Below are 13,500 nucleotides of genomic sequence, written 5' to 3'. Positions count from 1 at the left end.
CGCGGCCACCGCCCGGTCCGCACCGCCCTTGTTGCGCCGCAATAGGATGCTATAGGCGCGGCCAATCCCGCTTTTCTGACATCGAGAGAATTTCCATGAGCCTCCGCAACGTGGCCATCATCGCGCACGTCGATCACGGCAAGACCACCCTGGTCGATCAGCTTTTCCGCCAGTCCGGCACCTTCCGCGACAACCAGCGCGTCGAAGAGCGGGCGATGGACTCGAACGATCTCGAAAAAGAGCGTGGCATCACCATCCTCGCCAAATGCACCTCGATCGAGTGGCAGGGCGCGGGCGCGGAGGCGATGCGGATCAACATCGTCGATACGCCGGGCCACGCCGATTTCGGCGCGGAGGTGGAGCGCATCCTCTCGATGGTAGATGGCGTCATCCTGCTCGTCGATGCGGCGGAAGGGCCGATGCCGCAGACCAAGTTCGTCACCGGCAAAGCGCTCGCGCTCGGCCTCAAGCCGATCGTCGTCGTCAACAAGATCGACCGGCCGGACGCGCGCCCGGCGGAAGTGCTCGACGAATGTTTCGAGCTGTTCCTCAGCCTCGACGCCAATGACGAGCAGCTCGATTTCCCCGTCCTCTACGCCAGCGGCCGCTCGGGCTATGCCGGCCGCACCGATGACGTCCGCGAGGGCGATCTGACGCCGCTGTTCGAAACGATCGTCGCCCACGTCCCCGCGCCGGGCCTCGACACCCAGGGCGAGTTCAAGATGCTCGCCACCCTGCTCGATCGCGATCCCTTCCTCGGCCGTATCCTCACCGGCCGCATCGAGAGCGGCAAGCTCGACGTCAACATGCCGATCACCGCGATCGACGTCGACGGCAATCCCGTCGAATCCGGCCGCGCGACCAAGGTGTTCGCGTTCAAGGGGCTCGAGCGCGTGCCGGTGGAGAGCGCGCAGGCGGGCGACATCATCGCCATCGCCGGCCTCACCAAGGCGACCGTCTCCAACACCATCGCCGCGCCCGGCGTCACCACCCCCGTCGCCGCGCGCCCGATCGATCCGCCGACGCTGGCGATGAGCTTCTCGGTCAACGACAGCCCCTATGCGGGCCGTGACGGCGACAAGGTGCAGAGCCGCGTCATCCGCGACCGGCTGGAGCGCGAGGCGGAGACCAACGTCGCGATCCGCGTTACCGCCGCGCACGACAATGATGCGTTCGAGGTCGCCGGCCGTGGCGAGCTGCAGCTTGGCGTCCTCATCGAGACGATGCGCCGCGAAGGCTTCGAGCTTTCCATCTCGCGCCCCCGCGTCCTCTTCCGCGAGGGCAAGGACAGCGAATCCGGCGGCCGCGAGGAGCCCTATGAGCAGGTCGTCATCGACGTCGACGACGAGCATTCGGGTACCGTCGTCGAGAAGATGGCGCTCCGCAAAGCCGAGATGACCGACATGCGCCCGTCGGGCGGCGGCAAGACGCGGCTCACCTTCTCCGCCCCCTCGCGCGGCCTCATCGGCTATCATGGCGAGTTCTTGAGCGACACGCGCGGCACCGGCATCATGAACCGGCTGTTCGAGAAATACGGGCCGTACAAGGGGCCGATCCAGGGCCGCCAGAACGGCGTCCTCATCTCGATGGAACAGGGCGAGGCGGTCGCCTATGCGCTCAATTCCATCGAGGAGCGCGGCATCCTCTTCATCGCGCCGGGCGACAAGCTCTATGAAGGCATGGTGATCGGCGAGAATGCCAAGCCGCAGGATCTCGAGGTGAACCCCTTGAAGTCCAAGCAGCTCACCAACTTCCGCGCCAGCGGCAAGGACGAAGGCATCCGCCTGACCCCCCCGCGCCGCATGACCCTGGAGCAGGCGATCGCCTACATCCAGGACGACGAACTGGTGGAAGTGACGCCAAAAGTTGTTCGGATTCGCAAACGGTTTTTGGACCCGCATGAAAGAAAGCGACAGTCGCGGAAGGCTGAAGCCGCGTGACTGTGACTCAGTTTGGCCAACTTCTTAAAGGAGAATAGGGAGACAAGGGGTTTTAATCCTGTTATGTTCCTGTTTCGTTCCTACTTTGCGGGAAGTCGATCATGTCCCAGATGTCAAAAATCGAATGGACAGAAGTCACATGGAATCCTGTGGCCGGCTGCACGATAGCCACGGCTGGCTGCACAAACTGTTATGCGATGCGAATGGCTGCTCGACTGGAGGCGATGGGCAACAAGAAGTACGAGGGCCTAACAAGGAAAAGCGGTGACCGCTACGTTTGGACAGGCAAAGTTGTCACTGACGAGAAGGCTTTGGCTGCTCCCCTGCGGTGGCGCAGCCCGCGTACCGTCTTTGTTAATAGCATGTCCGATCTGTTCCACATCGCCGTCCCGACCGAATTTATCGAGAAGGTATGGTCTGTGATGGCGGCGACACCTCGTCACACATACCAAATTTTGACTAAGCGGCCTGATCGGATGCGCGAAGTTTTGTCGCGTCCAGAGTTTGTCGTCCTACCAAATGTGTGGGTTGGGACGAGTGTGGAAGACGCAACGGTGCTGCATCGGATCGAAGATCTGCGAGCAACTCGGGCCGCCGTCCGATTCATTTCGTTTGAGCCTCTCATCGGCAGTGTATCGGGCGCAAATCTCGAGGACATTGATTGGGCGATCGTTGGTGGTGAAAGCGGTCCACGCGCTCGACCGATGCCTCAGAAGTGGGTCGAAGAGATCGAAGTTCTTTGTAGGGCAGAAGGAACAGCCTTTTTCTTCAAGCAGTGGGGCGGTAAGAATAAGAAGTCTACGGGTCGAACATATAAAGACCGAACTTACGACGAGATGCCTACTGCCCGCCATATTTCTTCAGCACTCCGGCAACTCCCCGCTTGATGAGTGCGATAGCCGCTTCGGAAACGCTGTTTGAGAGGCAGAAAAGCGAGAAAAGCTGGCGGCCGGAATCGTTCAAAAGCGGTAACGGATTAGATACATACGCAGAAAAAATAGTTTGTAATCTCTCTTGTGCGTAACGCTCGATCTGGCCACGATCGAATTGCCGTGTGGCGGTTGTAATTCGCTCTGCGAATAGATCGTTAGTTGTTTCAACTTTATAGATATCTTCGCGCCAAGTGGGTGTGCCGAATATCTCGTCGAGACGCCGCTGTTTGTGTGTGTCCACGCGATCCAGCCGTGCGGCAAGCTGTCGTGACACGGCGTCGAGCGGGAACAGATACCAAACGTCAATGGCGCGCGTCTGTGCAAGAAGCTTCAAAGTCGCCCAATTCACATTCATTCCATACGGATCGAGGAAGCATAGCCCGCGACACGATCCTCTCCCTTCCCGCTGATCACTCCACGGCGGCGCACTGAATATCTCCACTAATTTTTTATTGGCATCGCCATTCAGACAGACAATACCCCTTTCCGGGTGCGCGGCTCTTATCTTTTCGAGTGACTTGAACCGTCCGCGGTGTCCTTCAATGAATGCCAATTTGTGAAAGGGTGGTTCGACGTTGAGAGCGTTCAAGACTGACCCTGCCATGTCCTGCGTTGCGATCTCTATCGGTCGCCCTTCCAACAAACCGCCAGACTCTCGATCAACTTGGCGAGTGCCACTTCCGGCAAAAGCGTCAAAATACCAGCGCTCAAAGGGTCGACTAGGCGTCGGCTTACCCACCAACACCTTATTAAAAAACTGACAATAGTAGCTTACGGCGTCGAGTTTAACCTCGGTCCACGCCCCGCCAAAGCGATGACCCTGTTCTGCAGCAACAGCCATAGCGGCTCTCCTCTTATGCCGTACAGCGTAAGGAACACCTAACGAACGTCAAGTCGCACTTTGGATTAAACAAGTATGCAGTCTGAATCAGTTCACTTGGGGACTTGAAGCTATTTCCTACACCACTGAGCTAGTGTATGGTCGGCCAGTCTCAGCGGGTCGTGGTTGGTCGTTACGGATGTCCAAATACTAGGGAAGGGGCAGGCCCACATCTCATCCAACAGGAGTAGGTCACCACCCCCCTGGCTAGTGCGAACATTGGGAACATTCGCGGCTTTGCCCCGCCGCCGCGCCCTCCCACACCCGCCTTCGCCTTGCGCTCCCCCCGCATGGCCATATGGTGGGGGGATGCGTGGTCTTTTGCTTCTTCTTCCGCTTCTCGCCGCCGGGTGTCAGGAGCGGAGCGATATCGATACGTCGCGCGGGTCGACGACGCCGGCGTATGAGCGGGTCGAGAATGCCGCGATCGACGAGGGCGGGCTGGAAACGCCGGTGCGCGTCGGCGAATCCGGGCCGAGCTTCCCGGCCTGCACCGCGCGCGGCACCACGCGGCGGCTGGCCGAGGGGCAGGGGCTCGCCGTCCGCGCTGCGCCGTTCGAAGGCGCGGGCCAGGTGGCGGAGCTGCCCGCGGGGGCGAGCTTCTTCGTCTGCACCCGCTCGATCGATCAGCGCTGGCTGGGCGTGGTGTTCGACGATGCCGGGGCGGCGTCGCCCGCCTGCGGCGTCTCGCGCCCCGTCGCCGATCGCCGCGCCTATGACGGGCCGTGCCGCGCCGGCTGGGTCGCCAGCGCCTCGGTCCGCCTGACGGCCGGCTGAGGCGGCAGGCGCGGCGCCGGTGCCACCCCGCGCCTCGGCCCGCGCGCTCGGCTGGCGCGCCGCCGGCTTCGCGGCGATGGGGCTCGGCATCGTCGGCGCCTTCCTGCCGCTGCTGCCGACGGTGCCGTTCATGATCCTCGCCGCCTTCTGCTTCGCGCGCGGCAGCCCGGCGTGGGAAGCAAGATTGCTGGCCGATCCCACGCTCGGCCCGCACATCCGCGCCTGGCGGGAGCATCGCGCGATCTCGGTGCGCGGCAAGATCGCCGCCGCCATCGCCTTCGCCGCCAGCGCCGCGCTCGGCCTCTGGCTGATCGAGGCGCCGTGGCACTGGGTTGCGCTGATCGCACCGATCCTCGGCGGCGCCTGGGTGTTGACCCGGCGGACCGCAGTCCCTTGAATGGCGGTTCAGCCAGAAAAGGGTATGGATCGATGCGTTGGATCGCGCTGCTCGCGCTCATGCTGCTGCCGCTGGCGCCCGCGGCTGCCCAGACCGATTGGGCCGCGCAGCTCAAGGAAGGCGACGTCACCTTCCGCGATTTCCGCTTCGCCAGCGGTCAGACGCTGCCGGAACTGCGCATCCATTACGCCACGCTCGGCTCGCCCAAGCGCGACAAGGCGGGGCGCGTCACCAATGCGGTGATGGTACTCCACGGCACCGGCGGGTCCGGGCGGCAGTTCCTCCAGCCGCACTTCGCCGACGCGCTCTACGGGCCCGGTCAGCCGCTCGACATCACCCGCTATTACATCATCCTCCCCGACAATATTGGCCACGGCAAATCCTCCAAGCCGAGCGACGGGCTCCGGATGCGCTTTCCCAATTACGATTATGCCGACATGATCGAGGCGCAGCGGCGGATGCTGGCCGAGGGGCTGAAGGTGGATCGGCTGCGGCTGCTGATGGGCACCTCGATGGGCTGCATGCACGGCTTCCAATGGGCCGAAACGCATCCCGATTTCGCCGCGGCGATGATGCCGATGGCGTGCCTGCCGACCGAGATCGCGGGCCACAACCGGATGTGGCGCAAGGCCGTGGTGGACGGCATCAAGGCCGATCCCGCCTGGGCGGAGGGGGACTATAAGGAACAGCCCAAGCTCGGCCTGCGCACCGCGGCCAGCGTGATGCAGGTCGCGGGCTTCGCGCCGCTCCACCTCCAGAAGCAATATCCCACACGCGACGCCGCGGAGGCCTATGTCGTCAAGCGGATCGCCGACGATATCGCGTCGCGCGACGCCAACGACCTCGTTTACCAGGTCGAATCCTCGCGCACCTACAATCCGCTGCCCGATCTGGAGAAGATCCGCGTGCCGATGACCTGGGTCAATTCGGCCGACGATTATATTAACCCGCCCGAATATGGCATTCAGGAAGCCGCGCTGAAGCGGATGCCGACGGTCAAATATGTGCTGATCCCCGCCAGCGACGAGACCCGCGGCCACTCCACCCACACCTGGGCGCGCTTCTGGACGGACGAGCTGGTCGACCTGTTGAAGCGCACGGAAGCCCGCTGACCGCCTAGTCGACGACGATCGCGCCCTTCATCCCGAACAGCGCGTGCATCGTGTGGCCGCAGTGGAACTTGTAGCGGCCCGCCTTGGGAATGAGCGCGATGTCCTGCGTTGCGCCGCCCGCAAGGTCCACCGTGCCGTCGGCGATTTTGCCGCGGTCGGCATCACGGACGGTGGCGGCGGCGAAGAAATCGCGCGCGGTGAAATCATGCCCGCCGCGCGCGCGGTTGACGAGATGGAGCCGCACCGGCTGCCCGGCCTTCAGATGGATTTCGCGCGGCGCGAAGTCGTAATTCTCGAGCGCCACTGGCACTTCCGGCGCGCTGCGCCAATCGGGCTGCGCCAGGGCCGGCGCGGCGAGAAGGACGAGAAGCAAGATCGGCGAACGACGCATGGCGGCTCTCCTGCCGGACTGCCCCGCTGCACGCTTCTATCACGAAGCGCGCAGCGGCTGCTCGTATATTAGACGGGTGGAGCGGCGCGCTTGCCGGCGTCGGAGCCTGCCCCAAAAAGATAATGGGGGCTGGTGTCGCCACCAGCCCCCACTGTCCCGGATTTTCGCGCGCCGCCGAAGCGATACGCGTCTGGCCGGGGCCCGAAGTCATGCCGCAGTCGCTACGTCATGCCTCCGTTTTTGCGATGCCTGCGTCCGAAGAGTTCGGCATCGCCGGGACGATGGGGCGGTTCGTCCGGTCCTTCTCGCGAAGGGCCGAGGCGTCGCTGGCCGCCATCCCTGCCGTCCGATTCCGGTGTCCATCCTTGCGGATTTCGGCCTCGATCCTGGGCTTGTGGAAGCGGCTTTCCGGTCCGTTTTACGGGGCCTTCGGGCCTCTTCCACGCCCCGAAGCTGTCACGACTTGCGAGTCGCGCAAAGCCGAATCCACCTGTGGATAATGTGGATATCGGGGATGGAATCGTCGGCCCGTCTCAGCGCGTTTCCACGACGATCTCGGTCTTCAGCGAATTGGCGATGAAGCAATCATCGTGCGCCTTGTGATGCAGCGCCTCCACCGTCGCGGCGTCGGGCGCGTCGCCGCCGAAGGCGATCTCAGGCGAGAGGGTGATGCGGGTGATCGCGATGCGGCCGTCAGCACCTTTGCCCATCTTGCCCACCGCATGATCGCGATAGCGCTCGACGATCAGCCCGGCACGGCGGGCGTGATCGAGGAACCAGAGCATGTGGCACGCCGAAGCGGAGGCGATCAGCGCCTCTTCGGGATCGACCCCCGCGGCGTCGGAGAATGGCAGGGGGACGACGGCGGGCGACGACGAACCCAATACCGTCGCGCCGCCGTCGAACGACAAGGTGTGCGCGCGCGAATAGCGACCCTTGGCGAAATCGCCGTCGTCGAGCTGCCATTCCACCGTCGCTTCGTGACCCGCCATATTATTTCGTCTTCTTGGCGGGCTTCGGGGGCTTGGGCGGCTTCGGTGGCTTTGGAGGCTTGGGCGGTTTGACAGCGTGGGCGGGCTCGCTGCGGATCGCCTCGGCGGAACCGGCCAGCGTCTCGCTGAGCTGGCGGAGCGCGTCACTGGTCGCGGCCTTGATCGCGGCCTTCAGCTCGGCGCCGTCCGATTTGACCTTGGTCGCGAAGGCCTCCGCCTCGTCCTTGATCACGCGGCGCTTGCCGCCGTCGCGGAGCGCCGCGGCGGCGGCGAGCAATGCCGAGGCGGCGAGTTCGGCGAGGATCGGATGCTGCTCGGCCGCGGCGATCAGCTTGTCGCCCTTCTTGCGGATCTTCTTGGGCACCTTCACGCCCGCTACCTGCTTGGGAATCTTGGTCTTGGCCATGTCCGGTCCCTCTGCTGTGTTAGCGCGCTATATCACCTATTCTCGAGCCGCGCGAGTAGGCCTGCGGCAAATTCGGATAATGTGTCGTCACGGGCGCCCATCACGACGATGCGGTCGCCGGGCTGGGAGAGCGCGATCAATCGGTCGCCGCAGCCGTCGCGGGTTTCAATATGCTCCGCTTGCCGCCCTGCGTCGCGGACGCCCGCGATGATGTCGGCGGTTCCGACTGTGCGCTCGACGGTGCCGCCGAAATAGACCGGGTCTGGCATCAGCAGCACGTCTTCTTCGGACATGTTCTCGACGAAGCAGGCGATCAGTTCGTCCTTCATCACCTTCAGCGGCCCGTAGCCGTGCGGCTGGAACATCAGAAGCAGGCGGCCGGGGAAGGCGTGGAGCGTCTTCAGTGTCGCGGCGATCTTGTCGGGATTGTGCCCGAAGTCGTCGATGACGCTGACCCCGCCCGCGGTGCCGACCACGTCGAAGCGGCGGCGCAGCCCGGTGAAGCCAGCGATCGCCTCCGCCGCCTCCGCCAGATCGACGCCGATCGCGCGGACCGCAGCCAGCGCGGCGAGCGCGTTGGCGGCATTGTGGCGGCCCGGCACCTGCAGCTGCACCGGCACCGTCCGATCGCCCTCGCGGACCAAGAAGGTGATCGCCAGCGGCGCCTCGACCACATCACCGCCGTGAAGATCGGCAGCGGGATCGTCGAAGCCGAAGCTGATCATCCGTCCGCGCGGCAGCGTCGCGGCGAGGCGGCGGGTCTCGTCGTCGTCGAGGTTGAGCGCGGCGATCCGCGCGCGGCCGACGAAATCGCGGAAGAGCATGCGCAGCTCGTCGAGCGACTTGTGATCGAGCGTGATGTTGCCGAGCACGGCGACATCGGGGCGGTAGAGCGCGATCGATCCGTCGCTCTCGTCGACTTCGCTGACGAAGACGTCGCCCTTGCCGACCAGCGCGCTGGCGAACGGGCGGTCCGCGCTCGCGAAATTCTTCATCACCGCGCCGTTCATCACCGTCGGATCGCGGCCGAGCGCGTGGAGGATCCAGCCGATCATGCCGGTGGTCGTCGATTTGCCGCTCGTCCCGCCGACCGCGATGCCCGCGCCGGCCGCATTGAACAATCGGGCGAGCATCTCGGGACGGCTCAGCCGCTCGGCGCCCACCCGGTTCGCCGCGACGATGTCGGGCACCGTTTCCTCGACCGCGGCGGAGGCGACGACGATCTGGTCTGCGCTGGTGACGCCGCTGCCGTCCTGCGGGAAGAGCGCGATGCCCTGCGCTTCGAGAAACGCGAACTTGCCGCCGAGCCGCCCCTGATCGAGCGATCGGTCGGAACCGGCGACTTCATGGCCCTGGGCGCGGACGATGGTGGCGAGCGGGAGCATGCCGCTGCCGCCGATCCCGCAAAAGAAATAGGATTTGGCGTCCGTCATCCCGCCGCCCTATGCGCAAGCCGCGGGCTTTTCAAACGAGGGAATGAGGATGCGGATCGCGATCGTGGCGCCGAGCACGCCGATCGAGCCGGCGCTGGCCGAGACGGTGACCAAGATCGCCGCCGCATCGCATCCCGATGCCGAGCTGCTGTTCCACCCGCAATGCTTCCTCCGCCACGATCATTTCGCCGGGGACGACGCGACGCGGCAGGCGGCGCTGGTGGAGGTCGCCAACGATCCCGGCATCGACGCCATCTGGTTCGCGCGCGGCGGTTATGGATCGTGCCGCATCGCCGCCGACGCGCTGGCCTCGATGACGCCCGCGGCGCGGCGCAAGCGCTGGCTGGGCTATAGCGACGCCGGTTTCCTGCTGGCGGGTCTCTACAGCATGGGCTTTCGCGAAGTGGCGCATGGGCCGATGCCGCAGGACGCACGGCGCGAGGGCGGCGCAGCGGCAGTGGAGCGCGCACTGGGCTGGCTGCTGACCAGCGATCCCGGCGTGCTGGAGCCTTCGCTCGACACGCGGCCCGCGGCGGCGTTCAACATCACGGTGCTCAGCCAACTTCTCGGCACGCCGCTAGAACCCAATCTCGCCGGCCATGTGCTGATGCTGGAGGAGGTTTCCGAACATGCCTATCGCACCGATCGCGCTCTCTTCCACCTAACCGAGAATCCCTCGATCCGCCGCGTCGCGGGGATCCGTATGGGCCGGTTCAGCCTGGTGCCGGATAACGACCCCGATTTCGGCCGCACGCCGGAAGAGGTGGTTCGTTACTGGTGCGAGCGTTCTGGAATCGCCTATCTCGGGCCTGCCGACATCGGCCATGACGCCGGCAACTTGGTCGTTCCGTTCGGCGCGCGCGGCCAATAGAGCGAAAACGCGTGACAGGCCGTTGCATTGCATTCGCGTTTGCGCTCTACGAGTCGGCGAAAACATAGGAGGGCTCAATGGCCAAGGGTACTGAGACGAAGTCTGGTTCGGGCAAGCAGAATGGCCTGCAGCGGCCGGTGAAGCCCTCGGCGGATCTCGCGCCGATCACGGGTGCCGATCCGCTGCCGCGCAGCCAGGTCGTCAGTAAGGTCTGGGATTACATCCGCAAGAACAACCTCCAGAATCCGCAGAACAAGCGCGAAATTCTGGCGGACGACAAGCTCGAGAAGATCTTCGGCGCCAAGAAGGTGACGATGTTCGAGATGAACAAGCACCTCTCCAAGCACCTCAGCTGATTGCCGGGCGGCCCGCGCGCCGCCTTTTGACCGCAACAAGCGGAATGCTCCCTCGGTCGCGCGCCGCTACATGCGGTGTGTGATTCGAGGGAGTTTTCTATGACCGACCGCAAGCCCCGCGCCGACGCGTTCCGCGCGCTCCATGTCCGGGGCGATCCGCTCCTGCTGTTCAACGCCTGGGATGCGGGCAGCGCGGCGGCGATCGCGCGCGCGGGCGCCAAGGCGATCGCTACCGGAAGCTGGTCGGTGGCCGGGGCGCATGGCTTTGCGGATGGTGAGGCGATGCCGTTCGATCTGGCGATCGCGAACCTCAAGCGCATTGTCGACTCGGTCGATCTGCCGGTCAGCGTCGATCTGGAAGCGGGCTATGGCGATGCGCCCGAGGATGTCGCGCGCAGCGTCGCCGCCGCGGCGGCCGCCGGCGCGATCGGCTGCAATCTGGAAGACGGCATCCCCGCCGGTGGCTTCTACGAAACGCCGAAGCAGGCTGAGCGGCTCGCCGTGGCGCGCGATGCCGATCCGCTGATGTTCCTCAACGCGCGCATCGACATCTTTCTACGCGCCGATCCGGCGAGCCATGCGGGGCTGATGGAGGGGGCGCTCGCCCGCGCTGCGGCCTACGCCGATGCCGGGGTGGACGGCATCTTCCTGCCGGGCCTGGCCGACGAGGCGCTGATCGCGCGGGCGGCAAAGGCGATCGCGCTGCCGCTCAACATCATGGCGATGCCGTCCACGCCGGCCCTCGCGCGCCTGGCCGAACTCGGCGTCGCGCGGGTGAGCCATGGACCCGGGCCCTGGCGGATGGCGATGGACGCGGTGGAGCATGCGGCACGCGCGGCGATGGGGTGAGCGCCCGGAGACTATGAGGCGCAGCGCGCGAATGTTCCCAATGTTCGCACTGACCATGGGGTACTGAGCACCCGGACTTTGCGCGCGGAACGGCGGGCATGGGGGAGCGGACGATAGGAAAGAGCCGAACGCGCTGATCATCGCAGAATACCGGGATGTAGGACATGGCTCGACGCGCCCTCAAAGCCCTCCCCCTTGATGGGGGAGATGATCAGGCTTGGATTGCCCCGCAATCCAAAGCCATGTCCGGGGGACATGGCGACCTGATCATGGGTGGCGGTGGCGGTGGAGATGAAGGCACTTTTTCGGAGACGCCACCCCACCCCAACCCCTCCCCATCGAGGGGAGGGGCTAAGGTTGGGTAGCGTTTTTAACGGCACCCCCGCCATCCGGTCGCGCCTCTTGCCGCCTGGTCGAAGTGGAAATGGTCGCGGTGTGCGGCATTGTAATCGGGGGAGAGCACCGTCGCGAACAGCTTGCACGCGCCGTCGCGGACTTCGCGGAGGAAGGCGGCTTCGTCGGCATCGCCGGTCCAGTCGTTGACGACGCTCACCCGGCGCCCGCCGGTGAGGCGGAAGGCCGCGATGTCCACCGCATTGGCCGAGGCATGTTCGCTCCACCCGCCCTCCGAGCGGCCGTAAAGGCGGCGGCACGAATAGCTGCCGAAATGCTCGATCCGCTCGACGCTGCGCCCGAAATGCTTCTGCGCGGCGGGCTGGACGACGTGCCATTCCCACAGCGCGAGCGCAGCGCTCACGGCGCAACGCGTGCCGAGATCGGCGGGCGCATAGCCGATGGTGAGCGAGCCACCGTCGCGCAGGCGCACCGCATCGGCATAGCCGCATTGCGGGCCGTCGGTGCGCGCGGGGAGGGCGGTGAAGCGCACGCCCGCCTGACCGAGCAAGGCGCGGCATTGGGCGGGATCATCGCCGAGCGCGACGAGCTTGCGGCCGGTGAACATGCCGACCGGCTGGGTGAGGTCGAGCGCGGTCCACGGCAGGTCTTCGGGATGGTTGCGCGCATAGCCGTAGAGCAGCAGCGCGCCGAAACCGAACAGGGCGAAGAGGATGGCGGTCTTGATCCAGCGGAGCGGGCGCATGGCGGGAGAGACGCGCGAGACGCGCGTTCGGCTCCTTCAGCGGCGGCGCGCGGTGGTCAGCGGCTCACTCGTCACGGGATAGCCGATGCCTTTGGGAATGCAGACGTGCGGCTCGCCCTCGCGCTCCTCGACCCAGGGGGTGATTTGCTGGACGGGATGGCGGGCGGCGTCGGCGCGCGCCGCATCGATCGAGGCGAAGAGCGCGAGCCGCTCGAGGTTGCGGCGGGTGGGGAAGATGACGTGCGCGCGGCCGGCGTCCACGTCCGCCAATATCGCCTCCGCGCTGGCCCAGAACAGGCGCACGGATTCGCCCTCATCGGCGGTGGCGACGGCGCCGACCGGGGCTTCGGCGAGAAAGAAAAGTGCATCGAACCGCCGCGTCTCGCGGAAATTGGGGCACCAGCGCGCGAAGGGGGTGAGCGCGGCGGCATCGACGTCCAGCCCGGCATCGCGAAGCAGCGCCAGGAACGGAACGCCGTCGTCAAGCTGGTCGCGCAATCGTGCGCTGGTCGCTTCATCGGGCTGGGGGGTGAGGCCGACGGCAATCCCCGCCTCCTCAATCGTCTCGCGGATCGCGGCGATGCGCGCCGCCCCGTCTGGGACGCTGGGGAGCAGCGCGGCGGCAGCATCATGGTCGCCCGGGTCGATCCGCCCGCCGGGAAACACCAAAGCACCCGCGGCAAAGGCCATCGTGCCTGCGCGCTCGACCATCAACAGCTCGGGAGCGGCCGCAGCGGGACGCATAACCACCAGCGTGGCGGCAGGTATGGGATCGGGAAGCTCGCTCATCGTCTGCTCTTAACGATCGCGAGGTCTGGTGGAGCCGAGGGGAATCGAACCCCTGACCTCTGCAGTGCGATTGCAGCGCTCTCCCATCTGAGCTACGGCCCCGCGCCCAAGGGCGACAGGCGCTCCCAATAGCGGCGCGAATGCCGCGATGCAACGGCCTGTTTCCGGCCGCGCCGCGCGCCTTGCAGAGCCTTGAAATCACACGCTTTCGTTTCGGCTCCGTACCCCAACGATCCGGCGCGCACGGTGGAACGCGAGCTCTCATCCATCGTTTCG

At 65.5% G+C, this 13,500-nt stretch carries 15 protein-coding genes and 1 tRNA gene; 8 read left to right on the top strand and 8 right to left on the bottom strand.

Annotation, left to right across the window (positions count from 1 at the left end; genetic code table 11):
* Nucleotides 1-95 precede the first annotated feature (95 nt).
* Both typA and B9N75_RS02830 read left to right on the top strand, forming a co-directional pair.
* Nucleotides 96-1,940, top strand: coding sequence for a translational GTPase TypA (gene typA / locus B9N75_RS02835; RefSeq protein WP_085217432.1), 1,845 nt, complete (start codon nt 96-98; stop codon nt 1,938-1,940).
* A gap of 110 nt (nt 1,941-2,050) precedes the next feature.
* Nucleotides 2,051-2,827 (top strand): DUF5131 family protein, encoded by a 777-nt coding sequence (locus B9N75_RS02830; protein WP_244552405.1) that lies wholly within the window; start codon nt 2,051-2,053, stop codon nt 2,825-2,827.
* Here B9N75_RS02830 and tcmP read toward each other — a convergent pair.
* Nucleotides 2,781-3,713, bottom strand: coding sequence for a three-Cys-motif partner protein TcmP (tcmP, locus tag B9N75_RS02825; RefSeq protein WP_085217430.1), 933 nt, complete (start codon nt 3,711-3,713; stop codon nt 2,781-2,783). The two genes, B9N75_RS02830 and tcmP, sit on opposite strands and share 47 nt — an antisense overlap.
* A 348-nt stretch (nt 3,714-4,061) precedes the next feature.
* Here tcmP and B9N75_RS02820 point away from each other — a divergent pair, with 348 nt between their 5' ends.
* The 3 genes from B9N75_RS02820 (at nt 4,062) to B9N75_RS02810 (ending at nt 6,038) form a co-directional block, all read left to right on the top strand.
* Nucleotides 4,062-4,529: a hypothetical protein gene (locus tag B9N75_RS02820; RefSeq protein WP_085217429.1), complete on the top strand. Its 468-nt coding sequence runs from the start codon at nt 4,062-4,064 to the stop codon at nt 4,527-4,529.
* Between the two features lie 76 nt (nt 4,530-4,605).
* The gene (locus tag B9N75_RS02815; protein WP_085217428.1) at nt 4,606-4,926 is read left to right on the top strand and encodes a YbaN family protein; all 321 of its coding nucleotides are present in this window, start codon (nt 4,606-4,608) and stop codon (nt 4,924-4,926) included.
* Between the two features lie 32 nt (nt 4,927-4,958).
* Nucleotides 4,959-6,038 carry an alpha/beta fold hydrolase gene (locus tag B9N75_RS02810; protein ID WP_085217427.1) on the top strand — a complete coding sequence of 360 codons (1,080 nt, stop codon included), beginning with the start codon at nt 4,959-4,961 and terminating at the stop codon, nt 6,036-6,038.
* 4 nt (nt 6,039-6,042) lie between these two features.
* Here the strand turns inward: B9N75_RS02810 and B9N75_RS02805 are convergent, their stop codons facing one another.
* The 4 genes from B9N75_RS02805 to B9N75_RS02790 form a co-directional block, all read right to left on the bottom strand.
* Nucleotides 6,043-6,429 (bottom strand): cupredoxin domain-containing protein, encoded by a 387-nt coding sequence (locus B9N75_RS02805; RefSeq protein WP_085217426.1) that lies wholly within the window; start codon nt 6,427-6,429, stop codon nt 6,043-6,045.
* 533 nt (nt 6,430-6,962) lie between these two features.
* Nucleotides 6,963-7,421: an OsmC family protein gene (locus tag B9N75_RS02800; RefSeq protein ID WP_085217425.1), complete on the bottom strand. Its 459-nt coding sequence runs from the start codon at nt 7,419-7,421 to the stop codon at nt 6,963-6,965.
* A gap of 1 nt (nt 7,422) precedes the next feature.
* On the bottom strand, nt 7,423-7,827 hold the full coding sequence (locus B9N75_RS02795) for a hypothetical protein (RefSeq protein WP_085217424.1): 405 nt from the start codon (nt 7,825-7,827) through the stop codon (nt 7,423-7,425).
* A 32-nt stretch (nt 7,828-7,859) separates the two neighbouring features.
* Complete coding sequence (locus tag B9N75_RS02790; protein WP_085217423.1) at nt 7,860-9,260, bottom strand: glutamate ligase domain-containing protein; 1,401 nt, start codon at nt 9,258-9,260, stop codon at nt 7,860-7,862.
* A gap of 49 nt (nt 9,261-9,309) precedes the next feature.
* Between B9N75_RS02790 and B9N75_RS02785 the strand changes: the two genes are divergently transcribed.
* The 3 genes from B9N75_RS02785 (at nt 9,310) to B9N75_RS02775 (ending at nt 11,336) form a co-directional block, all read left to right on the top strand.
* On the top strand, nt 9,310-10,131 hold the full coding sequence (locus tag B9N75_RS02785) for an LD-carboxypeptidase (protein WP_085217422.1): 822 nt from the start codon (nt 9,310-9,312) through the stop codon (nt 10,129-10,131).
* A gap of 77 nt (nt 10,132-10,208) precedes the next feature.
* Nucleotides 10,209-10,487, top strand: coding sequence for an SWIB/MDM2 domain-containing protein (locus B9N75_RS02780; protein WP_072047029.1), 279 nt, complete (start codon nt 10,209-10,211; stop codon nt 10,485-10,487).
* A gap of 99 nt (nt 10,488-10,586) precedes the next feature.
* The gene (locus B9N75_RS02775; RefSeq protein ID WP_085217421.1) at nt 10,587-11,336 is read left to right on the top strand and encodes an isocitrate lyase/PEP mutase family protein; all 750 of its coding nucleotides are present in this window, start codon (nt 10,587-10,589) and stop codon (nt 11,334-11,336) included.
* Nucleotides 11,337-11,706: 370 nt separating this feature from the next.
* Here B9N75_RS02775 and B9N75_RS02770 read toward each other — a convergent pair whose 3' ends face one another.
* The 3 genes from B9N75_RS02770 to B9N75_RS02760 all read right to left on the bottom strand — a co-directional run bounded on the left by B9N75_RS02770 (nt 11,707) and on the right by B9N75_RS02760 (nt 13,326).
* On the bottom strand, nt 11,707-12,435 hold the full coding sequence (locus tag B9N75_RS02770) for an extensin-like domain-containing protein (protein WP_085217420.1): 729 nt from the start codon (nt 12,433-12,435) through the stop codon (nt 11,707-11,709).
* A gap of 36 nt (nt 12,436-12,471) precedes the next feature.
* A complete protein-coding gene (locus tag B9N75_RS02765; RefSeq protein ID WP_085217419.1) occupies nt 12,472-13,224 on the bottom strand; it encodes an NUDIX hydrolase in 753 nt (250 codons plus the stop codon).
* 26 nt (nt 13,225-13,250) lie between these two features.
* Nucleotides 13,251-13,326, bottom strand: a tRNA-Ala gene (locus B9N75_RS02760).
* Nucleotides 13,327-13,500 lie beyond the last annotated feature (174 nt).

This window comes from Allosphingosinicella indica (assembly GCF_900177405.1).
Lineage (GTDB): Bacteria > Pseudomonadota > Alphaproteobacteria > Sphingomonadales > Sphingomonadaceae > Allosphingosinicella > Allosphingosinicella indica.
Note: the sequence above shows the minus strand (reverse complement) of the source record. Positions and strands in the feature narration are given on the sequence as shown.